The organism is Christiangramia sp. (genome assembly GCF_029937855.1).
Classification (GTDB): Bacteria; Bacteroidota; Bacteroidia; order Flavobacteriales; family Flavobacteriaceae; genus Christiangramia.
The window spans coordinates 1-23134 of sequence record NZ_JAPYPC010000043.1; the positions used below are offsets into that span (position 1 = coordinate 1).

A 23134-nucleotide genomic window follows, 5' to 3' on the forward strand; every position below is an offset into this window, starting at 1 on the left:
ATAGGGGTTTGCAAACCCCTATATTTTCTACTTACACAGTTTTTGAGACAGTCCCAAAAATTTAAATTTTGGATGAAGTATATTTATCACCTTCCATAGTCGTTTCTCCATGAAAAATGTAATATTGCGACCTAGGATCTTGTAATTAGCTGATTTTGGCCATATAATGCCATTAAGAGCCCCAAAGAGCCAGTCCTTTATGACTATTCCTTTGTTGAATAGTCTTCTTAAATTAAAAGCTAAGGCGATAAGACCCATGTCTGCTGATGCAGCCTTGATCCCTTTCTTTGTCATGATATGGTCAAAGCCCCACTGTCTTTTTATTGTTCCAAAAGGATGCTCTACCAGTGCCTGGCGTTTTCTGTAAAGTGCTTCATTTTGGCGAACTCGTTTAGCATTGGCCTGTATATTATCCGCGAATTCAGTACGCCGTACTATTTTTCCCCGGGAATTTTGCCGTGGTACACTGTTTACGTACGGGCATTCTTTAAAGGCCTTGGTTTTGTATTGTTTAAATGTATAAACGGATTAGTTGTTTTAATAATTGGCCTCTAAAATAACAATTTTTGGCAAACTACCCGTTATTTGCGGTGAACCGTCTTTGTTGGCAATAGTATTTATTTTGCCTTTTCTATTGGTAATGTTTGGTAAACCTTAAGGGAGGCATCTAAAATTTGAAAATAATTGATTCTTGAATTTATTATATCAAACAAATTCATTGATTTTGATTCTTTTATATCAAAACTAACAGCTCTAGCTTTTCCAACTACACCATAATCAGTAGGATTTATTTCGTAGTTGATTATAATATTTAAATTTTCATTTTTGAATGAATAGATATCATTTTTTGGTTTTAAATTGCTTGAATTGAAATCCAAGATCATTGCTAAATTTCCTAGGCGTAAATCCCAATAATCATTATAAGTTGATAATTCGATCTCTGGAAATTTTTCCATCGTTTTTTCTACCGCAAATCGAAGGTTATCCAAACCGCCAAAAAGTTTAATTAAAAAATCAAAAATTAAGAATATAGGTGATTCTATTGTATGAACTTTGAAACTACCTCCTGTTTTTATTATGTTATCTTCTGGTTCATATTCAATATTTAGAAAGTCAACCAAAGAGCGCATACTTAATGTATTTGATTGAATAAAATATTGAAGCAAAAACGATAATTCTTTGGTATAATAACTGCCCTGGTTATTTATAATATATCCTTGTAGGGTTCTATTCTCAGATTTAATGCTTTTATAGAAATTTTTGAGATTTGAAATTATGATATTTCTAAAATCATATTTAAAAATTTCCAAGGAATAGAATTTGTCAATATAACCTGAAAAGTCAATATCTGTACCGTATCTGTTATGAAAAATGCCTCTTATATTTTCAATGTCACAGATTAATATCACCTTATCAAATCCAAATTTATTTTCATCTTTTAAATCATAAAAATCGAAATGGGCAGAAAAAACATTCAATATCCTGAAAATGTGTTCCGGATCAATTCTGTCCAGATCATCTATTACTAAAACAATTTTCTTTTCTGGATTATTTTCTTTTACAGTTTCTATTAAAATGTTTATTAATTCTGTTATTGAATTTTCTTCTCGAAAAGAACCTTTTGAGAATTTAAATTCTTTGAGAAAGCTCATTAGCTCTTCTTCTTGATCAACTTCGTGTTCTTTTTTAAATTTTTGAACTTTCTGCTTCAAATCTAAAATTGGCTGTACAATTGAGTTTATTTTATGGTCTATTTTCGAAAGTGTATTTATTAATGAGACAATTAACTCTCCAAAGTTTTGGCTTAAAAAAAATTCTGTTGCTAATAAGTTATTAAGTTTTACTTGATCAAAATCTGGTTTTTCTTTAAATAGTTGGTAACCAATATCAAATTTGATTAACTCAAAAATATCTTCATTTTGGGATACTGAATAATTCACCGGGTTCAGTTTAATTTCAATGAAATTCTCTGTGTTGCTCTCAAAAAACTTGTTTATGAAATAAGTTTTTCCTATTCCAAAAATACCGGATAGAATTATGCGACTATTATTTTCTAATGTAATGTGATTTAAAAATCGCTGTGATTCTTCTTTTACTGATAGGTTATTAAAATGCATTTTTTGAAATAAAATCTTTATTTAAATATTATTGCCAACTCGTTTTGTGCATAGTATCCCACTCAAATTATTCTTTAATATACCTTTTTCTAAATTCAAAAGGAGTCATTGCTGTTTTAGTTTTAAAATATCTTGAAAAATAAGCATAGTCTGTAAACCCCAAGGTCTCAGCAATTGAAAATAATGAACTATTGGAATGAACAATTAATCTCTTGGCTTCTAGAATAACTCTTTCAGAAATCAATTGGTTAGTGGTTTTATTGACTGTTTCCTTTGCGATTCTGTTCAAATGTTTAGTGGTAATGTTCAATTTATCAGCGTAGTATTTAGGCAATTTCTGTTTGTCATAATACTTTTCTATATGTTGTTCAAATTGTTCAAGAATTTTTAAATAATTAGGGTGAGAATAACTGGCAATATCAACATCGGCCGTGTACCTTCTGGCCAAGGTAATATAAATGTCATTTATAATATTTACAATTTTCAATTCCCTTAAGGGTTTAGAGTCAATATATTCTCTATATAAATTTTGAAATTTGTTATTTACCTCGGGATCATTTTGAGGAAGATCTAGCAAGGGTGGGTTTTGATAGGAATAATAGAAAGGGAAAGTTCGAAGCTTATGTGCTAAGTAATGCATATCATAAAATTCCTTTGAATGAAAAAATATGAAACCATCTGGTTGTGAATCAAATTTCCAAAAATGTGTTTGTCCAGGTGTTAGAAAGAATATTTTTCCTGGATTTATTTCGTAGGAATTAAAATCAATTTCGTGTACACCAGTGCCTTGTGTAAATAATACACACAAATAAAAATTATGGCTATGCGGGGTGAAAATTAGTCTCTTGTTTGTCTTAATGTGTTCCGAAAATGTATTTACGTAGAAGTCATTAAGTAGCCTTGACAATTTAAATTGATCAATATCTAGAACAGTTGTTTTCATTTGAATGTCCTAAAAGTACAAAAATGAGAGTGAAAACTGTATGGGTACTTCTTTCTTTGTGTTTTAATTTTACATATTAAAAATGTGAAAGATTATGACCACAGTTGTAGATGTTATAAAGGGAAAATGTCCTAATTGTAATAAGGCAGATATTTTTGAAACTAAAGGCAATATTTTTTTATTCCGGATGCCTAAAATGAATGAAAGATGTGAGAAATGTAATTTTAAGTTTGAGAAGGAAACAGGATTTTTTTTCGGGGCTATGTTTGTTAGTTATGCTCTAGCAGTGGCTGAAATGATTGCCAGTCTTATCATTTTTTGGGTATTAATAGATCTATCTCCCTTAATAGTATTTCTTATAATTGCTTTGGTAGCATTTATTAGTAGTACTTTTAATTTTAGAGTGTCCAGATCAATTTGGATATATCTTTTCTACTAGTAATTTAATTCGGCAAACTCCCAGGATATGCAGAACGGCTGCGGTTCGTATGTTAGATTTCTCGGGGTAATTTAGCTAAACATAGGAATTAATAATTAAACCAATGGAAGGGATAGTGAGGCTGCGATGGATACATTTTTAAATGATATCGTGCGATAGAAATTCTACCCTTACATTTTTCTCTGAAAACTTGAACAGTACCTGGATTCCTTAAATTGAGATCGTATCAAAAACGAGCAAAAGTGATGGAGAATACGGTTTAAAATTAAAGATTTATGAAGCACCACCTTTTAAAAGTAGCCCTGGGAGTAGATGTTTCAAAAGAGAATCTGGCCGTATGCCTGTGCCGTATAACGATTGACCTGGCAAAAGAGTAGTCTTTAGGGGGGCAACATAGTCCTGAATATCCGCTTTTCAAGCGTTGTTATTATTTTTCGAAATTAATTGTTTTTCTAATTCTTCCATCAATTCAAAATGTTGGTAGGGCATAATGTCCAATACCATTCTTAAGGTTTCGCTAACAGGAAATACTGGATTTGGAATGTGAGGATCTTCAATATGTTCTCCATCTTCCAAAGCCCGTATACATATTTTAATTAGGTTACAAATTAAATCCATCAATTGTTGAGGGTTTTCAGCACTTAGCTTAGCTGAATACTTACCTGTTTTAGTAGAATTAAGAAAATTATCTGAAAAGAATTCTTCTCCTTCCACCAATTCTTTTAGAAATTCTTTTTTTTTCATAATTCAGTTTTATTTAGAGTATTAATAGAAATATGAATAACGGTAATTTTAAAAGATGATTTTTCCTCTAATTAGTTTTCGAATAGCTTTCTCTTAAGCTAAATATTTAAGCCACAATTTGTGTCGACTATAATAAAATAATGTCTAAAATTTTAATTTATAGTAAATTTCCTTCCATTTTTAATAAGGTAATTTCGGTTGACCTTCTAAATTTAAATAGGGCTAGGCTAAAAATTCAATCCAAGGTAGAAAAAAGACTTTTTGGGCAAATTGCAATCTTTAAGGGCAAATACTTTTGATTAAAATGAAAACTAATGCCATGAATATATGATAAATTTTAAATGAGATCTATGCTTGGTTTTAAATAAAATAATATTAGTCAACAACAATACAATATTAGTCAACAACAATACCCTCAAAGCCAATTTCACACAGAATGATTGTGATTAATACTCAATAAAGATTAATAAATTATTTCTTTTAAGGATTAATCTGGCTAAAAGTTTGTCTGGATAGAAACCATTTTGGACCGGAGGGAAACTATTTAATTTTGTAGAGGAAGCTTTACATGCTTTGGTTTTTGTCACGGTCAATTTTTCTTATTTCATTTCAGAATAAATAACCTTGGTGATCGTATCTGGATCAATTTTTAAAAGTTTGGATAGCTTAACTATTTCTGCTATGGTAAACTTATCTGGATGACTAAGTTTAGCCATATATCTTCCATAATTAATACCGAGAGATCTCGCTATTTTGGTGGGATATAACTCGGAAAGCATATACATTTTCTTAATCCTACCTGTCTCAAACATTGAGCCTATAGAAAGAAGTGCTGGGTCTATGTGAGGATCGTCTTTTGTCATGGGGCAAATTATTAACCCTAAAATGACAACAAATTCATTTATAGTACTGAATAATATACGATTTATAATTTATAATTTGTATTTTTGTTATTATTACTTACTTTTAGTAAATTAAAAGTTATTAAAGGTCAATTTATGCGGGATTCTTTTAATCAACGAAATTTCCATTTATTAAAGAATGGAGATCCTATCGCTTTAGTTAATATATATGCAAGGTATCGCCGGCAACTTTTCTGGATAGGAAAGCAGAAAATGAGCGATGAATTTGTAATCGAAAGCCTCGTTCAGGATGCCTTCTTAAAATTATGGGAGCACCGGGAACGTATCGAGGATCCAGATCATATTTATTATTTCCTTCGCTATGTAATTAAAACGGAATGCACCTATTACTACTGTCGGCCAAAAAACCAGTTTTATCGTTCCATGGCGCGACTTGAAAATTTTGGGAATTATCAGGAGTTTATGCTGGGATATGATCCGAATATAGAAGATGAACACCTAAAAGACCAGTGTTTGGAACAAGAGGCCTTTGACCGGATTAAGGAAATATTACCGCTATTGAGCTCTGAGAAAAGCCATTTAATTAAACTCTGCTTGAAGCATGGTTTTCGGTATAAATACATTGGCCAACTCATGGGAAAAGGAGTTACCGAAACTAGCAACCAGGTAAAAAAAACGATCCAGGAAATTAAAGCTATCATCACCCATGGAAGTAGTTTAGAAAATTCATCAAATTCTGATAATAGAAATAAAGCAGAGGAAGAAATAACGGAGCAGCAGCAAAGAGTATTGCAATTGCGTTGCGAACAAAAAGAGTCCTTCAGTGCAATCGCCAAGGAACTGAACCTTTCTCAAAAAGAAGTACATAGCCAATTTATAGCCGCCTATAAACTGATGCAACAGAAACACGAGCAGCAACTTAAATCAGCTTAGTTATGGGAAAGTCAACGATGAAACTCACTCGCAAGATCCAGCTACTGGTAGACCTGTCTTCTAAAGAAGAGCGAAAGGAAGCGTTGGATAAACTCTATCAGTGGCAAAACAGGGCTTATCGGGCAGCTAATTTTATGGTCACTCATTTATACATTCAGGAAATGATTAAGGATTTTCTTTATTTATCTGAAGGTGTAAAGTATAAACTGGCAGATGAAAAAAAGGATGATCTCGGCATTTTAAATGGTTCCCGAATCCATACCACCTACCGGGTGGTATCAAATCGGTTTAAAGGCGAAATCCCTACCAATATTTTAACCAACCTAAAAAGCACTTTATATAGCTCTTTTAATAAGAACAAAGTCGAGTACTGGAATGGTGAGCGCTCTTTAAAGAATTTCAGGAGAGATATGGCCTTTCCATTCGATACCGAGGGCATGAGTAAAATAATTTATGATGAAGAGAAAAGAGCTTTCTGTTTTAGGTTATTCAAAATGCCTTTAAAGACCTATTTAGGGAAAGACTTTTCTGATAAGCGAGTTTTACTGGAAAGGGTTATGAATGGAGAACTCAAACTATGTGCATCGCATATAAAATTGAAAGATGGAAAGATCTTCTGGCTTCCGGTATTTGAAATAGAAAAGGAGAAACATGACCTCAAACCTGAAGTGATTGCTGAGGCTGCGCTATCTCTGGAATATCCTATAATAGTAAAAATTGGCAGGAAGAAGCATACTATTGGTACCCGTGAAGAATTTTTGTATCGACGACTTGCCATACAGGCTTCTGAAAAAAGAGCCAAACATGGAGTTACATATGCGAGATCTGGAAAAGGACGCAAAAGGAAAACAAAAGCGTTGACAAAGTTTCGTGATAGCGAGAGAAATTACGTTCATAATCGGCTTCATGTCTATAGTAAGCGACTCATAGATTTCTGCATTAAGAACAAAGCCGGAACCCTTTTGCTATTAAATCAAAAAGAAAAATCAGAAATAGCCAAAGATGAAGAATTTGTCCTGAGAAACTGGAGCTACTTTGAACTATTGACCAAAATTAAATACAAAGCTGAAAAAGCCGGGATAGAATTAATTATAGATTAAGTTTTAGTTGCGAGGGTGCTTGTACACCCGTAAGGAAAGGTCTTTAGGACACTCACTAAATGCATATTACATATACAACGCCTGTCATCCGTTTTTACTTTAAACAGCTTTGGATTGAAATTGTAAGTTCGAATTAATATGGAGGGTGCTTGTACACCCGTAAGGTGAGGTCCCCAACGGCACTCACTGAATGCTCTAAGCATATACAACGCGTGACTGACACTTATATTTATGATTTTCCAGGCTAGAACTGGTTATAGCCACCTGTTAAGTATTAGATTTATGATAAAAATTAAAACAGATTTACAGAATAAAATGAGGGTGCCTGTACACCCGCAAGGTGAGGTCAAGGAGACACTCACTGAATGCAAATAACATATACAGCGCGTGGGCTCACTTAATTAATTACTCCAGTATCTCACAACATATAAAACTATAATGTTTTATCAATTTGCGGCTTTAGAAATATTTGTTTGAAGCTCAAATTAAAAATTAAGGCTTTTGAATCTGAGCTATGCATGAATTTTTTGCAATTGCTTTAAACGATACTGATAATCTTGTATGTAATTTCGCTTAGTGGACTCCTCTAAAAAGGATGCCTCAGATAATCGAATAATTTCTTCCGAATTACCCAGCATGGTTGCCATAATCTGGTCCAGTTGTTTCGGCTTTAACTCAACCTGCTCTGCCAGAATATTGAACTGTCCTGCAACAGTTGTTTGGGCCATGTTTTTAGGAAGAAGTCCTCCATCCAGGGCAAATTCACTATCATTAACATGAATTCGGGTGTTCAGCAAATCATAGGCTGGGCTCAGCCGATGATCCCCCATAGGAGTTTCCAGGATAGCGAAATTTTTTAAATGGGCATCACCATTTGAAAAGAGGTAATTAAATACCAGAAGCTTAAATAGTTTTGGAGTTTCTATACGATAGGCCGGGATGAATTTTTTCATTAGCTGAAATAATTCCAGATAATTGCCTTCATATTTATAATGTTCACCGTGAGTCTGAGGTGTTTTGCCGGCAAGGCTTGCAAAATCCTCCTTGGCTTTCTTCGAGCCGTCCGGATTTACATCAAATCGTTTGGTTATATATGCTGGAGCTTCATTTTTAAAAAAAATAAGAGCATTTTCGGCAGTTTCAATATTATATACCTGCCGGGCGATCTGCATGGTTAGATGCTCATTGGCGGGCATTTGATCACGCCTCTGCCCTGCATGGGGAATCGGTTTAAGGATATAGGTTCCATGTTCCCCTTCTTTGATGAGACGAAGCTTATTTTTCTCTAAGAGAACGGAGAATTTTTCCTGTACTCCTGATATAGAGATACGTTTTTGATTCTCTTCAAAAAGTTCATCGGTTTGTCGGTTCGAGTTTGGCGCATCATAGGGTAGCAAATGAGAAACCTTGCGACCATCAAATACACGGTTTAGACATGTCCTGCTATAAGTGTCATATCCTTCTGCTAAGGTTCCGGGGCAATGGTCTATTTTCATTTTTAGCTCTTTATCTTTTTTACTGTGACCGCCCCAACCGTATCATAACGGGCAGTGGTCATAAGGATGCCAAAATAATCATTTGAATCTAATCTATTGGCCTTACATACTGTTTGCCGATTGGTTCCTTCCGGAAGCATATTGTAAAAAAAAGGGAATAGATAGTCCGATTGATATTCGGTTTGGGATCGGGGCAGTGTAAGACTTATTGAAGGATTTCCCGGATCGGCCAACCATGTATCCAGATACTGGAAGCTAAAGCTTCCATCATTATGCTGTTCCAAAATCCCAGCTTCTTTCCCTTTATAAAGTATCTTAGCTTGTCGCATCTAAAACTTATATTTTTTTAACCTGCAGTGTGATTTCTAAGCCCAGAATATCTGTTATCTTTTGTAAGGATTCGAGGGTAGGATTGGCCTGCCCGGTCTCGATCTTGTACAATGTATTGATCCCGATATCTGCCATTTCAGCTAAGTGTCTCTGGGTGATGCGCATATGATCGCGGCGCTCTTGAATTATCCGACCAATCTGTTGGATCGCTGTCATAATTATTTATTTTCCTCTCTTAACCCACATTAAATTGTGGAATGTAATTACAAAATTAATCAGAAAACCAAAAATACATTAATTTTCACAATTTAATGTGAATTACACTGCATTTTTATTCCAGACTCTAAAAATTACATTTAAAATCCCACTATATTGTGTTTTTAAATGGTTTTTTCTTATTTAATTTGATAATCGATGCAATTGCATATAATTCAATTCCAACATTCTGATCATTAGTATCCTATTTTAACGCTAACACCTACTTTTATCAGGCTTTATATATTAAATACCCGTTTAGCCCATTCCCCTGCATTTCGCAAAAGCTCCATTTCGTGAAAAGCGCTTCTCTTAAAAGTTCTTGAACACCTTCAAAAATTTCGATTTCCATTACGCTAACCCGATAAAGAAAACAGAACACTTCATTTCCATCGAAGATTTTGGAAGGAGTTCGCGGCTGAGAATATGTACATAGAATTGAATTATTTGTACATGTCCCACATTACCTGTACATAAAATAACCTTGGTTGTACTTCCCATGGTTGGATGTTGCTACCGATTCATACAACACTTTTTATACTTTTTACCACTACCGCATGGACAGGGATCATTACGTCCTGGTTTTTTCGAGTTTACAATCGGATCATTATCAAAAGGGCTGACACTCCACTCATTATAAATTTCGCTAGCCAAATCTTCATTAAATTCCAAATCATTGATTTCTTTCTCATAACTGTGCAACTCTTCGTATTGCGCAAAAATATCTTTTTCAATGAATCTTATGCTTTTCTCTACAGGATCACCCATAATCTCGGTTTCGACCTCCGTAAGTGGGCCACATATGGAGGTATCCACAAGTTCCAGGTCAAACAATTGTTTGATTTCGGGCAATAATTCATCATAACCTAAGTCCATGAGATCACTGACAATAAATCCAATCGCATCAGTATCAGCGAAATTTTCATTTTCAGCATTTCCGATATAAAGATTCAGGACCTGCCGGTATTCATTAATAAAATCAGTTCTTCTTCCATCTGTTTTATTAATAATTTTTACCAGAGACTCTCCTACAATGCATTTACCCCCCGCATCGATATTTGGCAACTTTAAAAATTCAAACAATCGAAGGATTTGATCTTTTCCACAGTAATATAGGGAAACTTCCATGATATCAGTGATAATATCACCAAACCAGAAATCTATGAAATTCCTATCCTGTTTTAGCAACTGTAGAATGGCGGAAAGAGAATCTTTCTTCTTAAAGTGAGCGAGCAACAGAAGAGCATGGATGGGAAAGTCAAGTATTTTAGTGTTATATCCTTCAGTGTTGATCTTGGCTACAAAGAAATTAAACCGGGCAATACTATCCTGCAATACTTTTTCCAGATCTTTAATAAGTAGAGAAGAATCAAGATTCAGGAGTTGCTGAATTTTCTCCCGGTCGATACTCAGATCATTTTGGTAGAGCCAGTTGATTTCATCTTGAAAATGGAAATTAGGGCGTTCGCTCGTCTGTAGATGGGATCTGGTGTCTTTAAGAAGTACCTCCTTTCGGTTGTGACGTTCTCGTTCCCAACGTTCTGAAGCCTTGGCGATATACCATTCTTGAAGTATCTGTCGGGCGTATTGTGTTTTTGAATGCTCCGGATCTATATCTTCCAGTAGCTTCACCCGTAATTCGGCCTGTTCAATTTCGTCAATAGCCAGAAAATACTGCACACTCACCGTGTGGAAACCAATAACTTCTTCCAGATGAAACACCTTGCGCTCAGGGCATAATTCACTAATTTCCATAGTTTCTCCCAGAATGGCAGGGATTTCTTCTGGCTGATCCTTAAAAAGTAATTCTACTGCGAGATTAATTTTTCCGAACAGATAATCAGGATGTTCTTTAACGATCCATTTATTTACGGCGTAAGCTTGTTTGGGATTTCCATTTTTCTGATAAACTGCAGAGAGAAAATTTTTAAAAATGGGTGTTTTTGGATACTTCCTAGAAAGGCTGTTCAGCTTTTTAAGAAGATATTTTCTTCCCTTTTCTACATCGGGTCGCAGCTCTTCAATAATACGGCGTACCTCAGGCGTAATATGATTTTGCTCATCCAGGATCGTATCATCCCCTGTAATTTTATAATTCTTCAGTTTTAATCCGTCTCGTTCCATACTCAAAAATAATTTTTCTAGGCTGAAAATTTACAATGTATTGACGATTTATAATTTCAGATAACTGTTTATAACCCAAATAGGAATAGTATGATAACAAATCCCGATGTAAAGGACATCGGAGCTGAAGAATATTTATAGAAGTATTCATGGATGTATTGAAAAATAAAAACTCAAAAAAAGAATTGATAAAATTCTGGTTAAAAGCATTCGAATCATCTACAATAACAAAGGGTTTTAAAGAACCCTGAAAAAGACTTCTTTAAATTAAAATTACAACATGCTTTAACTCCTTTAATCCAGAGAAACGATCAATCTTGACAATGTAGATCCACAGGTACAACAGCCCTCCTGTAAACCGGAACATCTTCAAATATTCTGATTTTAGCTTGCTCTTTATTCACTCATTGTTCCCTTTTCAACTTCTACTTCCCCGTTATGCTTTCCTTTTTTCTTTATGCGAAATACCAGGATATAGAAGTTAGCCGGGCTGCATAAGCCGGTCGGCTGCGCTCTCCCTTTTATAATCCCTCTCTAATTCTATATCCTGAATCTGTATCTGCATCAAAAAAGGAAATAGCAAACGGCTCTATAAGAAGTAAATCAAATTAGAATATCATGAGATTACTCCATAGAAACATATCCGCAATCAGAACGAAAAATCAAAAAGGGAAAAGCGACGGATATAAAAAGTAAATCAATTTTTATTAATCAGGTCTGTTATCAGGCCATAATACTAAACCTTATGAGTACTATCAGAAACAAAGTGCAGCTAATCGGAAATGTGGGAAATGCTCCCGAAGTCAGAAACCTCGACAGCGGTAAAAAAGTAGCCTCCTTCTCCATTGCCACCAATGAATTCTTCAAAAATTCCAAAGGAGAAAAAGTGCAAAATACTCAGTGGCACAACATTGTAGCCTGGGGTAAAACTGCCGAGATTGTAGAACAATACGTAGGCAAGGGAAAAGAAATTGCTATCGAGGGAAAACTTACTTCTCGATCCTATGAAACCAATGAAGGTGAAAAAAGATTTGTTACCGAAGTGGTAGCCCATGAAATTCTTCTTTTAGGATATGCGAGTAAAGCGAATGAATCAGATTCATAGAAAAAAATAGAGGGCGACCATAGTTTACAGCCGGCGCCCTCTTATTCTTTTCTAAACTATTAAACATTAAAAGTTAGAAAACATGAAAACCAAAGTTAACGAAATATCGATAAAATATCAGGGGCATTTTAAAATTAGTCAGGCTCCTAAAATAACTTCCTCTGAGAGCGCCGCAGCTATCCTGTATAACCGCTGGGATAAGGACCAGATCGGACTACAGGAATGTTTTAAAGTATTACTCCTGAACAATGCCAACAAAGTAAAGGGCATCTATGAGGTATCCAAAGGTGGAATAACTGGAACCCTTGTAGACATCCGAATTCTCTTTGCCGTCATCCTCAAGTCCTTAACGGTGTCAATAATAATCGGACACAATCACCCATCAGGAACCCTTCGTCCAAGTACCGCAGACCAAAAAATAACGGAAAAAATTCAAACTGCCTGCAGGTATTTTGATATCAAACTCTTCGATCACCTGATCTTAACCCCGGATGGGGACTACTATTCCTTCGCCGATGAAGGAATGCTATGATCCTTTTTTGTCCCAATTTTAAAAGGTGGTCTGTTTAGATCACCTTTTTCATTTTACAAATTTTCCAGCAGATCCGAAACCTCAAATTTTTGATCATTTTCTACCCTGCAAATCTGAAAATCTGCCGTCGCGAAATTTTCAAATTGACATAAATGGAGATTTTTATATCAATTGACTATAATATGCAACAATCTAAATGGATATTTCAGTTGACTGGAATAGGCAGAAACAGTAACTTAAAATGGTGATCTTCTCTAAGTTAGAATTAGGAAAATCCACCCTGATTTGATTTTCGTTTTTACATCACAAAAAGGATTTTTTAAATCCTAAAAAGCAGTTGGTGCAAACCAACTTGTATGAAAATTTTGTCCCGCCAGCGGGACGAAATGGAAGAGCAAGACGGTAACACGTTTCACGGTGTTATTCGATTGATTTAATTCTTAAAGCCCCATTTTATAAGGCTTTTTGAATTATGGTTATGGGGAAAGTATCCACCCTGGTGGATATACCCCTCTTAAAAGACCAGTAAAATCAAGATGGCTATAGCCAGCATTTGTAAAAATAGTATCCATGACGGCAAAATCAAGACTGCAGCTTAGAGCAAAGACGGCAAAGAGGTTTCGGGAGTTTTCCAAGAAAAACGATAGCAACCTTTCCGAAACTTTAGACTTGATGCTGGACTTTTTTGAGAAAAATAACCTCTCTCCCTTTGAAACTTTAGTCCCCTCCAAAGTAAGCCTCGAGCAACTCGTCAAAAAAAGAATCGATGCCGTGATAGCCATCCTTAAAAATATTGAAAAGACCCAAACCAAACCAGGTCTACTCATGCTGAATTTACTTCTGGAAGAACGTTCCATTTCCAAACCTGCTATGGTGGAAAATAATAAGGTTCTTTCCTCCGATGTAAAGAGCCGGGAACAACTGGTATTAGAAATCTCACGCCTGGAAGATGTACTGAACTCTACCACAAAAGATCTGGAGTACTTGCTTGAACATGTCGAGGAAAAGAGTAACGCTTTTGGCGGGGATTATTTAAAACTGAATATCCCCCGTACGGAATTTGAACAATTTAAAATAGCCCTAAAACGTAAGACCTGATGTATATCACCATCTCCCCTCAGAAATTAGGTGGTGCTTTCTCACAAAGCGCCGGGGATTTTGTGAGCTACCTGGAAAAGGAAAATCAGGGAAAAGGTTCATTGGATAAGGAATACTTTTTTAATCAGTATGAAGATAAAATTAAACCTTACCAGGTAATTAAAGAGATCGATGGAAACACCGCTAAATTAAAACTCAAAGAACCCAAGTATTATTCCATCACCATCAATCCCAGCCCATACGAGTTAAAACATATTCGTAATAATCCGGAAAGACTCCGGGCTTTTGTCCGTGAGGCCATGAAAGAATATGCCAGTTCTTTCCATCGGGAGATTAATAGAAAACCTATCAGTGTAGATGATATTAAATATTTCGCCAAGCTAGAGCATGAGCGGACTTATAAATCGAATGATATGGCCGTTAAGGAGAATAAACCTTACAGCAATCAGATCGCGCATTTAAAAAATGAGATTCGGAAAGTGGAGCGTGGGGAAATTCCTGGAAATACCCTGCAACTTGAAAATGAGATCCGAAAGCTGGTACGCGATGCTCCCTTTAAGATTCGGGGACATGTGGTGGAGCCTGGGATGAAGAAAGAGGGCCTGCAAAGCCATATCCATATCATTGTCAGCCGAAAAGATGCTTCTAATTCGTATAGCCTTTCCCCTGGTAGTAAATACAAAGCCTCAGAAGTGGAGATGCATGGTAAAATGGTCAAGCGGGGATTTGAGCGAGATCGCTTTATTCAGAATTCTGAAAAAACTTTTGACAAAATGTTCCAGTATAACCGGAACTATGTGGAAAGCTATGCAGCCAGAAAACTGCTAACAAAAGATCCCAAACAATACTTTGTTTCCTTAAGCAACCTGGGAATTAACGAGAAAAAAATAGCTTTTAAAATGATCCGTCAAACGGGGCTACAACTACCCGTATTACATCTACCCCAGAATAAAGTGGGGTTCGCTTATAAACAACTTAAAAAAATCATTGAAGCTGGTATTAAATCAAGTTCTATCAGTTATTAAAATTATGCGTTATGAATGCTAATCTCCTTTTAATCCTATTTTTAAATGCTGCCATGGGTGGCCTATTTTATTTTACCCTGAAAAATACCTCCTGGGGGTTTATCATTAACTTTCTGATCCTCTTTTTACTGCTGGTAATTAGTTTCCCTTCGGGTTTTGATTTTGATCTGTTCGTGGTACTCTCTATCCGCTATTTTATTCCGCTTATAACCATCAATATACTACTTAATGAATGGCTTTTGAAGATGGAAAAAGAAAAGATAACCAGGCAATATGGTTTTCGGATGCCACTCTCTTCCGGTTCGATAAAGTTAAAAGATATCCGGCGGGGAGTTTCCATCATCGGGGCTGCGGGGAGTGGGAAGACAGAAAGCGTCGTGGCTCAATTTCTCCGGTATTTCAGCCAGCGAACGTTCTGCGGCATTATCCACGACTATAAGAACTTTGAACTCTCCAAGATTGCCTATCCCCTATTCAAAGAAAGTAAAATGCCATTCTACATCATTTCCTTTGACAGGATCTACCATAAGGTGAATCCCATAGCGCCGCGCTATATGGAGGATGAAGAAAGCGTGAATGAGATCTCCCGGGTCCTACTGGAGAATTTATTAGAGAAAAAAGAAAGTAGTTCTTCCGGGAGCTCGAAGTTTTTCAACGATGCCGCGGAAGGCATCATTGGAGGGCTTATCTGGAAACTTAAAACCGATCATCCCGGCTATTGTACCCTGCCGCATCTGATCTCCTTATTTCAGCAGGCAACTACCTATGAATTAGTAGATTTTTTAAGTTCCAACTACACCTCCCAGGCGATGGCCAACTCTTTTATCAATGGGGTGGATTCTGAAAAACAAACGGCTTCAGTAAAAAGCACCCTCTCCAATGCTTTTAAAAAAATCAGTACCCAGCGGATCTTTATGGTGTTGTCGGAAGATGAGATTCCCTTGGATATCAATAATTCAGAAAATCCCGGGGTGATTTCAGTGGTGAATAATCCTAAGTTTGAATCGGCCTATTCACCTATCGTAGCAACCATTATTCATAGTATCACCAAGCAGATGAGCGTTCATGACCGGCTTAATTCTTTTATCCTCATGGAAGAAGCCTCCACGATCCGTTTGCTGAACATGCACCGTATCCCAGCCACGCTGCGCAGCTATAATATCGCGACGGTGTACGTCATCCAGGATAAGATACAGAATGATATCCTCTATGGCAGAGAAGCAGGAAAAGCCATCCTTAGCAATCTTTCCTATCAGTTCTTCGGAAAAGTGAATGACCCCGACACCGCAAAATATTATGAGAGTTTTTTCGAGATCGTAAAGAAGAAAAGCATCAGTGTAAGCAAAAGTGATAATCTGAATTTCGATACCCGTACCACCAAAAGTGAACGGGAGGTGGCCAAGATAAGGGCCGACGTTTTCTTCCGATTAAAACCGGGGGAGTTCGTGACCTTTGCCGATGGGAAAGACCGGAAAGTGAAATACTCCACACCGAACTGGACTAAGGAATTACCGGCACCCAAGCACGAGTTTTCTCCAGATGATATGGAATTGAATTTTCAGAAAATATACCAGGAAGCCAAAGCCATCTATAAATCTGAAAGAGTAAAAAAATGAAAGAGGTCAATTACATAATTCATCTAAACGGAGTATTGCGAAAATTCTCCGAAGACGACCGAATTACTGCCTCCCATCGCAGTTTATACCTGGCCTTTTTTGAGATCTGGAATCAAAAACATTTTCCAAAAACATTCATGGTCAATAGAAAACAGGTGATGGCACTAGCCAAAATGCGCTCCAGGACGACCTATCATAAACTACTGAGGGAGCTAAAAATGTGGGGATACCTGCAATACCATCCCAGCAGTAGTCCAAAAAATGGATCATTAGTGGACATGTTCAGATTTGATACACTACCTGATCAAAAAATGGACAATACTTGTTCAGAAACTGAACAAGTACCTGTCCAAAAAATGGTCTCTTTTAATAAACATAATAATAAACATATTATAAACTCTTTTAAACAAACAAGTCCAGAAAATGAACACGTAGTTATAGCATATTTTGAATCTGCAAAAAGAAATATACTGGAGGCTAAAAGTTTTTATTTTTTTTACGAATCCATAGGCTGGAAATTAAATGGTAAAAAACCGATCACGAATTGGAAAGCCTGTGCCCGAAATTGGATGAAAAAAGCTGATGAAATAAAAAATGATTAAAAGTTTTATTCACCGTCCTTTATTAGGGATAACCTGAATACCAGTCAGGATAAAAACTATGGAGAGCCATTATAGATTTTACAAGAACGCCAAATTATATTTCTATTACCCTCTTTTTATTTCACTGAGCGGAAAACTATTGAAGCATAAAGAATGGGTATAGGAAAGAAGTAACTCTAAATTTTAAGAGTTATTATACCTTACATTAGTTTACAATTAGATATATTTGTGAATATTTGTAAACCCAACCTTATGCAAGCTATTTTTTCTAAACGTCTTAAAAGTGCCAGAATTCTTGCCGGAATGTCTCAGGACGATCTGGTGAGAAAAATAGATAAACTAGTTTCTAAAAATGCTATTTCCAAATATGAAAAAGGGGAAATGATGCCTGATTCCAGTGTGTTAATTCAACTGGCAAAAGCCCTCAATGTAAAACCCGATTATTTTTTCAGGAGTTATAGTGTGGAAATCGATAAGATTGAATTTCGCAAGAAGAAAAAATTGGGGACCAAAAAACTAAACGCAATCCAGGAACAGGTGAAGGATATGGTTGAACGATACCTGGAACTCGAACAATTTCTGGAAATTAAGTCTGAATTTAAAAATCCATTTCAAAACTTAATTATTAATGATGGTGATGATGTCGAAAATGCGGTAAACACTCTGTTAACTAAATGGAAATTGGGCTTTAATGCCTTGCCAAACGTAGTGGAATTTTTAGAAGAAAAAGAAATAAAAGTAGTCGAGATAGATGCGCCCCCCGCATTTGACGGTTTTTCTGGTTGGGCCGATAAAGTATACCCGGTGGTGGTATTAAATAAAAACTATTCCATAGAACGTAAACGCCTTACTGCATTACACGAATTGGGGCACCTTCTTTTAAATTTCAATAAAAATATAGAACATAAGGATATTGAAAAACTGTGTTTTAGGTTTGCCGGAGCGATGTTAATACCTAAAGAAACCTTTTTTAAAGAAATGGGAGAAAAGCGTACTTCCATTAGCCTTAATGAACTTATAAATATCAAAGAAGAATATGGTATGTCGGTACAGGCGATTATGCGCCGGGCTAAAGATTTGGGCGTTATTACCGATTATTATTATCGGGGCTTTTGTATAAAAATGACTAAAAACAAAGAAGAACAAGGTCTAGGGCAATATATAGGGGTTGAAAAATCAAATCGTTTTAACCAGCTTTTATTTCGCGCAGCTTCCGAGGATATCATATCCTTGAGCAAAGCCGCTAATCTGGCTAATTTGAAATTAGCAGCCTTTAGAAAAGAATTTATCGCTTTATGAGAATAGTTGTTAATGATGCAAATATTCTTATAGACCTCGTTGAGCTTGCCCTTCTTCCTCATTTTTTTGATCTCCAATTTGAATTCCATACTACGGCTTTGGTCTTGGATGAATTGTTTGAAGAACAACAAGAAGCATTAACTCCATACATAGATCAGAATCTCTTAAAGGTGTCGGATATTTCTGCAGAAGAATTAGTGGAAATTTCTAAATTGCAAATAGCAAAGCCAAAGCTTTCTGAGCAGGATTGCTCAGCTTTTTTCCAGGCCAGAGCAAAAGGAGGTACTTTAATTACAAGTGATAAAAATTTGCGAAAATATGCTGCCGAACAAGCTTTAGAAGTACACGGTCATCTTTGGATTTTTGACAAAATGGTAGAAGCAGCAACAATATCACCTCAAAGAGCTTCCGAAAAGCTCATAGAGCTTTGTGAAGTTATAAACCCCCGCCTTAATCTTCCCCAAAAAGAATGTGAAAAGCGGCATACTGCCTGGCAAAATCTTTAAGCCACTATTCCTTTCACAAGCCTTTAACAATTACTTAAATTTTCCTAAATTGTACCACTATTAACAAGCCCTACCTTGTTAGTATTACAAAGCCTTTACCTGATAAGGTTGTTTGTAATGCTTTTTAATTTGATAAAGATTCCACAACCAGAATGAACAAAAAAGAATTCCTCGATAAAGTAAAAAGCCTAAATGGCCTTTCTGAGGCCAGGAAAAGCGCGATATTAAAACTATCCACTAATAATAGAGCTTTCGGCACTTTTTCCGATAATAACTTTTTAGCTTCCCTTTCCGGAACAAGAATTTGATAAAAAATTCTTATTCTAAAACTTTATTGTGTATTCAATACAAACAATACATTATAAAATACCGGGAGAGCCCGCAAAGTTTGTTCAAAAATCAATAATTAATAGATATTAAGAAATAAATGACAAGTACAGCACAAAGAGCCGAATTACAAAGTCAAATCTGGAAAATAGCCAATGATGTTCGTGGTTCGGTAGATGGATGGGATTTTAAACACTTTGTTTTAGGAACCCTATTCTATCGATTCATTAGTGAAAACTTTACCAATTACATTGAGGGTGGTGATGATAGTATAGACTATGCCAGTTTATCAGATGAAGTTATTACTCCGGAAGTAAAAGAAGATGCGGTAAAGACAAAAGGCTACTTTATCTATCCCAGTCAGCTCTTTGTAAATGTGGTTAAAGACGCAAATACCAATGAAAATCTGAATACCGATCTGGCCGCTATTTTTTCTGCAATAGAAAGTTCAGCTAATGGTTATCCTTCCGAAGAAGATATTAAAGGCTTGTTTGCAGATTTTGACACCACAAGTAGCCGCCTGGGCAGAACAGTTGAAAGTAAAAACAGCCGTTTGGCGAAAGTATTAAAGGGAGTTGGTGGCTTAAAGTTTGGCAGTTTCGAAGATAATAAGATCGATTTTTTCGGGGATGCTTATGAGTTTTTGATCTCTAATTACGCGGCGAATGCCGGTAAGTCCGGAGGGGAATTTTTTACGCCTCCTAATGTTTCTCAACTCATAGCAAAACTGGCATTACACAAACAGGAAACAGTTAATAAAATTTACGATCCTGCGGCAGGCTCGGGTTCCTTGCTTTTGCAGGCCAAACCACATTTTAAAAAACACATTATTCAGGAAGGCTTCTATGGCCAGGAAATTAACTATACTACCTATAACCTGGCACGTATGAATATGTTTTTACACAATATCAACTATGATAAATTCCATTTGGTACACGGGGACACCTTGATACATCCTGAGTTGGGTGATGAAAAACCTTTTGACGCTATTGTTTCAAATCCCCCCTATTCTGTTAAATGGATTGGTAATGACGACCCTACACTGATCAATGACGATCGTTTTGCACCAGCCGGCGTACTGGCTCCAAAATCTAAGGCAGATTTCGCTTTTGTGCTACACGCTTTAAGCTATTTGTCAAGTAAAGGTAGAGCGGCTTTGGTTTGTTTCCCCGGTATTTTTTATCGTGGCGGTGCTGAACAAAAAATCAGAAAGTACCTGGTAGATAACAATTTTGTAGAAACGGTGATCTCTTTAGCTCCCAACCTATTCTTTGGAACTTCTATAGCTGTAAATATTTTGGTGCTTTCAAAAAGTAAGACCGATACCAAAACACAATTTATAGATGTTAGTGGCGAAGACTTCTTTAAAAAAGAAACCAATAATAATGTGCTGTTGGATTCGCATATCGATGAGATTATCAAAATGTTTGATAACAAAGAAGAAGTAGCGCACATCGCGACTACTATCGATAACTCCAAAATAGCAGATAATGATTATAACCTATCGGTAAGTTCATATGTGGAGGCCAAAGATACCAGAGAGAAAATTAATATTAAAGAGCTAAATAAAGAGGTGTCCCAAACCGTAAAAAAGATAGATAAGCTTCGTTCTGAGATTGATAACATTGTAAAAGAGATTGAAGGATGAGCTATTTAGATAAAATACTGGAAGGTGTTGAGGTTGAATGGAAAACTTTGGGTGATTATACAAATTATGAACAACCGACAAAATACCGCGTAAAATCAAAATTTTATAATGATGAATACGAAACGCCAGTATTAACCGCAGGAAAAACTTTTTTACTTGGTTATACTGATGAGACCAACGGTATATATAAAGCTTCAGAAAATCCCGTAATTATTTTTGATGATTTTACTACCGCAAATAAATGGGTTGACTTTGATTTTAAAGTAAAATCTTCGGCTATGAAGATGATTACTTCAAAAGATGAATCAAAAGCTTTATTAAAGTATATATACTATTGGTTAAATACCTTGCGAAGTGGATTAGTTGATGGAGATCATAAACGACAATGGATTAGCAATTATGCTAATAAACAAATCCCTATCCCTTGCCCCAATAACCCAGAAAAATCTTTGGAAATTCAACAAAAAATAGTTGATATTCTCGATACGTTTACCGAGCTTACCGCAGAGCTTACCGCAGAGCTTACCGCAGAGCTTACCGCCCGTAAGAACCAGTTTGAGTATTACCGAGAAGAATTATTAAGTTTTGATAAAGAGGAAGTGAAACATTTACCAATGGGTGATGCAAATGTTGGTGAATTTATACGAGGTAAAAGATTTGTAAAAACTGATATTCTTGAAGAAGGAGTTCCGACAGTTCATTACGGTGAAATGTATACCCACTATGGTACTTGGGCAGATCAGACAAAATCTTTTGTCAGTAGAGAATTAGTAGATCGAAAAAAGTTAAGACGTGCCGAAAAAGGAGACGTTATTATAGTCGCAGCTGGTGAAACTATTGAAGATATAGGTCAAGGAACAGCCTGGTTAGGTGATGAAGGAGTAGTAATCCACGATGCTTGTTTCTATTACAAAAGTGATTTAAACCCTAAATATGTAGCTTATTTTACCCGTACAAGACAATTTCACGATCAAATTAAACCACATATACGAACAGGTAAAATTTCTGCAATTAATTCAAAGGGTTTAGGCAAAGCTATAATTCCCGTCCCTTCACCAAAAGAACAAGAACGTATTGTTTCAATCTTAGATAAATTTGATGTGCTTACTACCTCTATCAGCGAAGGCTTACCCACAGAAATTGAATTAAGGCAAAAACAATATGAGTATTACCGGGCAGTTTTATTAGACTTTCCTAAAGAAAATGTTGTATGAGCCAGTCCTTATCCGAAATAGCACAGAGGCTCATAGATGCTGACAAAAAAGTTCAGTTGATCTATGCGTTTAATGGCGCGGGTAAAACTCGATTATCTGGTGAGTTTAAAAATTTAATCTCGCCAAAGGAAGCCGATTCAGAAGAAGAGTATCAATCTAAAGTCCTGTATTATAATGCCTTTACAGAAGACCTATTTTATTGGGATAATGATTTGGAGAATGATGAAGATAGAAAAGTGATAATACAACCCAATAGTTATACTAACTGGATTTTTCAAGATCAAGGTCAAGAACCCAACATAACTACTCATTTTCAGCGATATACAAATAATAAGTTAACACCTAGTTTTGACCAAACTTTTTCTGAAGTTCGATTTTCATTTGAGAAAGGAGATGATTCGGGTTCTGAATATGTAAAAATATCTAAAGGAGAAGAAAGCTGTTTTATATGGAGTATATTTTATAGTTTGCTGGAACAGGCTATTAGTGTGCTGAATATTGATCAGGAAGAAGGAGATAGAGAAACAGATCAATTTAATCATCTTGAGTACATCTTTATTGATGATCCGGTAAGTTCCTTAGATGATACACACCTAATTGAACTAGCAGTAGATATAGCTAAGTTAATAAAGTTAAGTACATCAGACTTAAAATTCATTATTACCACCCATAATCCATTATTTTACAATGTACTATTCAATGAATTTAGTAGGGTAAAGAACACCAGAAAATGGAGATTAGAGAAATTAACAGATGGTACACCGACACTATCCCGTAAAGTGTGTAAGTTTTAAATAAAGGGGTTTGATTCTATTATT

22 protein-coding genes and 2 pseudogenes are annotated in these 23134 nt (G+C 35.8%); 14 read left to right on the forward strand and 10 right to left on the reverse strand.

All coding sequences use genetic code 11. The features are described 5' to 3' along the window. Positions 1–27 precede the first annotated feature (27 nt). From Q1K34_RS16520 to Q1K34_RS16535, 4 genes and pseudogenes are all read right to left on the reverse strand, one after another. Positions 28–501, reverse strand: a pseudogene (locus tag Q1K34_RS16520) (transposase); the annotation flags it as partial. A gap of 116 nt (positions 502–617) precedes the next feature. Next, entirely contained in the window at positions 618–2117 is a 1500-nt protein-coding gene (locus Q1K34_RS16525; protein ID WP_300441393.1) for a P-loop NTPase fold protein, read from the reverse strand. Positions 2118–2184: 67 nt separating this feature from the next. After that, entirely contained in the window at positions 2185–2757 is a 573-nt protein-coding gene (locus Q1K34_RS16530; RefSeq protein ID WP_300441447.1) for an AraC family transcriptional regulator, read from the reverse strand. Positions 2758–2811: 54 nt separating this feature from the next. After that, a pseudogene (locus Q1K34_RS16535) lies at positions 2812–3060 on the reverse strand (AraC family ligand binding domain-containing protein); the annotation flags it as partial. A 94-nt stretch (positions 3061–3154) separates the two neighbouring features. On the opposite strand from Q1K34_RS16535, the gene Q1K34_RS16540 reads away from it, so the two are divergent. Beyond that, a complete protein-coding gene (locus Q1K34_RS16540; protein WP_300441396.1) occupies positions 3155–3499 on the forward strand; it encodes a DUF983 domain-containing protein in 345 nt (114 codons plus the stop codon). 414 nt (positions 3500–3913) lie between these two features. On the opposite strand, the gene Q1K34_RS16545 is transcribed toward Q1K34_RS16540, so the two are convergent. Together Q1K34_RS16545 and Q1K34_RS16550 are read right to left on the reverse strand one after the other, a co-directional pair. Continuing rightward, entirely contained in the window at positions 3914–4243 is a 330-nt protein-coding gene (locus Q1K34_RS16545; protein WP_300441398.1) for a hypothetical protein, read from the reverse strand. A gap of 599 nt (positions 4244–4842) precedes the next feature. After that, positions 4843–5106, reverse strand: a complete 264-nt coding sequence (locus Q1K34_RS16550; RefSeq protein ID WP_300441401.1) for a hypothetical protein — start codon at positions 5104–5106, stop codon at positions 4843–4845. A gap of 135 nt (positions 5107–5241) precedes the next feature. Between Q1K34_RS16550 and Q1K34_RS16555 the strand changes: the two genes are divergently transcribed. Continuing rightward, positions 5242–6039: a sigma-70 family RNA polymerase sigma factor gene (locus tag Q1K34_RS16555; RefSeq protein ID WP_300441404.1), complete on the forward strand. Its 798-nt coding sequence runs from the start codon at positions 5242–5244 to the stop codon at positions 6037–6039. A 2-nt stretch (positions 6040–6041) separates the two neighbouring features. Then, positions 6042–7139 (forward strand): hypothetical protein, encoded by a 1098-nt coding sequence (locus tag Q1K34_RS16560; protein WP_300441407.1) that lies wholly within the window; start codon positions 6042–6044, stop codon positions 7137–7139. Positions 7140–7651: 512 nt separating this feature from the next. Here the strand turns inward: Q1K34_RS16560 and Q1K34_RS16565 are convergent. The 4 genes from Q1K34_RS16565 to Q1K34_RS16580 all read right to left on the reverse strand — a co-directional run bounded on the left by Q1K34_RS16565 (position 7652) and on the right by Q1K34_RS16580 (position 11344). Continuing rightward, the gene (locus Q1K34_RS16565; protein WP_300441410.1) at positions 7652–8635 is read right to left on the reverse strand and encodes a HipA domain-containing protein; all 984 of its coding nucleotides are present in this window, start codon (positions 8633–8635) and stop codon (positions 7652–7654) included. Positions 8636–8637: 2 nt separating this feature from the next. Further along, positions 8638–8964, reverse strand: coding sequence for a HipA N-terminal domain-containing protein (locus tag Q1K34_RS16570; protein ID WP_300441413.1), 327 nt, complete (start codon positions 8962–8964; stop codon positions 8638–8640). Between the two features lie 7 nt (positions 8965–8971). After that, positions 8972–9181: a helix-turn-helix transcriptional regulator gene (locus Q1K34_RS16575; protein ID WP_300441415.1), complete on the reverse strand. Its 210-nt coding sequence runs from the start codon at positions 9179–9181 to the stop codon at positions 8972–8974. A gap of 552 nt (positions 9182–9733) precedes the next feature. Further along, positions 9734–11344: a DUF1186 domain-containing protein gene (locus Q1K34_RS16580; protein ID WP_300441418.1), complete on the reverse strand. Its 1611-nt coding sequence runs from the start codon at positions 11342–11344 to the stop codon at positions 9734–9736. Positions 11345–12089: 745 nt separating this feature from the next. On the opposite strand from Q1K34_RS16580, the gene Q1K34_RS16585 reads away from it, so the two are divergent. From Q1K34_RS16585 to Q1K34_RS16635, 11 genes are all read left to right on the forward strand, one after another. Further along, positions 12090–12449: a single-stranded DNA-binding protein gene (locus Q1K34_RS16585; RefSeq protein ID WP_300441421.1), complete on the forward strand. Its 360-nt coding sequence runs from the start codon at positions 12090–12092 to the stop codon at positions 12447–12449. A gap of 82 nt (positions 12450–12531) precedes the next feature. Next, positions 12532–12981, forward strand: a complete 450-nt coding sequence (locus Q1K34_RS16590) for a JAB domain-containing protein (RefSeq protein WP_300441423.1) — start codon at positions 12532–12534, stop codon at positions 12979–12981. A gap of 570 nt (positions 12982–13551) precedes the next feature. Then, positions 13552–14079, forward strand: a complete 528-nt coding sequence (locus Q1K34_RS16595; RefSeq protein ID WP_300441426.1) for a BfmA/BtgA family mobilization protein — start codon at positions 13552–13554, stop codon at positions 14077–14079. Beyond that, entirely contained in the window at positions 14079–15104 is a 1026-nt protein-coding gene (gene mobB / locus Q1K34_RS16600) for a MobB family relaxase (protein ID WP_300441428.1), read from the forward strand. The genes Q1K34_RS16595 and mobB overlap by 1 nt, the downstream gene beginning before the upstream one ends. An 11-nt stretch (positions 15105–15115) precedes the next feature. After that, on the forward strand, positions 15116–16720 hold the full coding sequence (locus Q1K34_RS16605) for a type IV secretion system DNA-binding domain-containing protein (RefSeq protein WP_300441430.1): 1605 nt from the start codon (positions 15116–15118) through the stop codon (positions 16718–16720). Next, positions 16717–17322 (forward strand): hypothetical protein, encoded by a 606-nt coding sequence (locus Q1K34_RS16610; RefSeq protein ID WP_300441432.1) that lies wholly within the window; start codon positions 16717–16719, stop codon positions 17320–17322. The genes Q1K34_RS16605 and Q1K34_RS16610 overlap by 4 nt, the downstream gene beginning before the upstream one ends. 252 nt (positions 17323–17574) lie before the next feature. Beyond that, positions 17575–18621 carry an XRE family transcriptional regulator gene (locus tag Q1K34_RS16615; RefSeq protein ID WP_300441435.1) on the forward strand — a complete coding sequence of 349 codons (1047 nt, stop codon included), beginning with the start codon at positions 17575–17577 and terminating at the stop codon, positions 18619–18621. Continuing rightward, entirely contained in the window at positions 18618–19127 is a 510-nt protein-coding gene (locus tag Q1K34_RS16620; protein WP_300441438.1) for a hypothetical protein, read from the forward strand. The genes Q1K34_RS16615 and Q1K34_RS16620 overlap by 4 nt, the downstream gene beginning before the upstream one ends. Before the next feature lie 427 nt (positions 19128–19554). After that, positions 19555–21102 (forward strand): type I restriction-modification system subunit M, encoded by a 1548-nt coding sequence (locus Q1K34_RS16625; protein WP_300441441.1) that lies wholly within the window; start codon positions 19555–19557, stop codon positions 21100–21102. Next, positions 21099–22316 (forward strand): restriction endonuclease subunit S, encoded by a 1218-nt coding sequence (locus Q1K34_RS16630; protein WP_300441443.1) that lies wholly within the window; start codon positions 21099–21101, stop codon positions 22314–22316. Before Q1K34_RS16625 ends, Q1K34_RS16630 begins: the two co-directional genes overlap by 4 nt. Further along, the gene (locus Q1K34_RS16635) at positions 22313–23110 is read left to right on the forward strand and encodes a hypothetical protein (RefSeq protein ID WP_300441444.1); all 798 of its coding nucleotides are present in this window, start codon (positions 22313–22315) and stop codon (positions 23108–23110) included. Before Q1K34_RS16630 ends, Q1K34_RS16635 begins: the two co-directional genes overlap by 4 nt. The last annotated feature ends 24 nt before the right edge of the window (positions 23111–23134 follow it).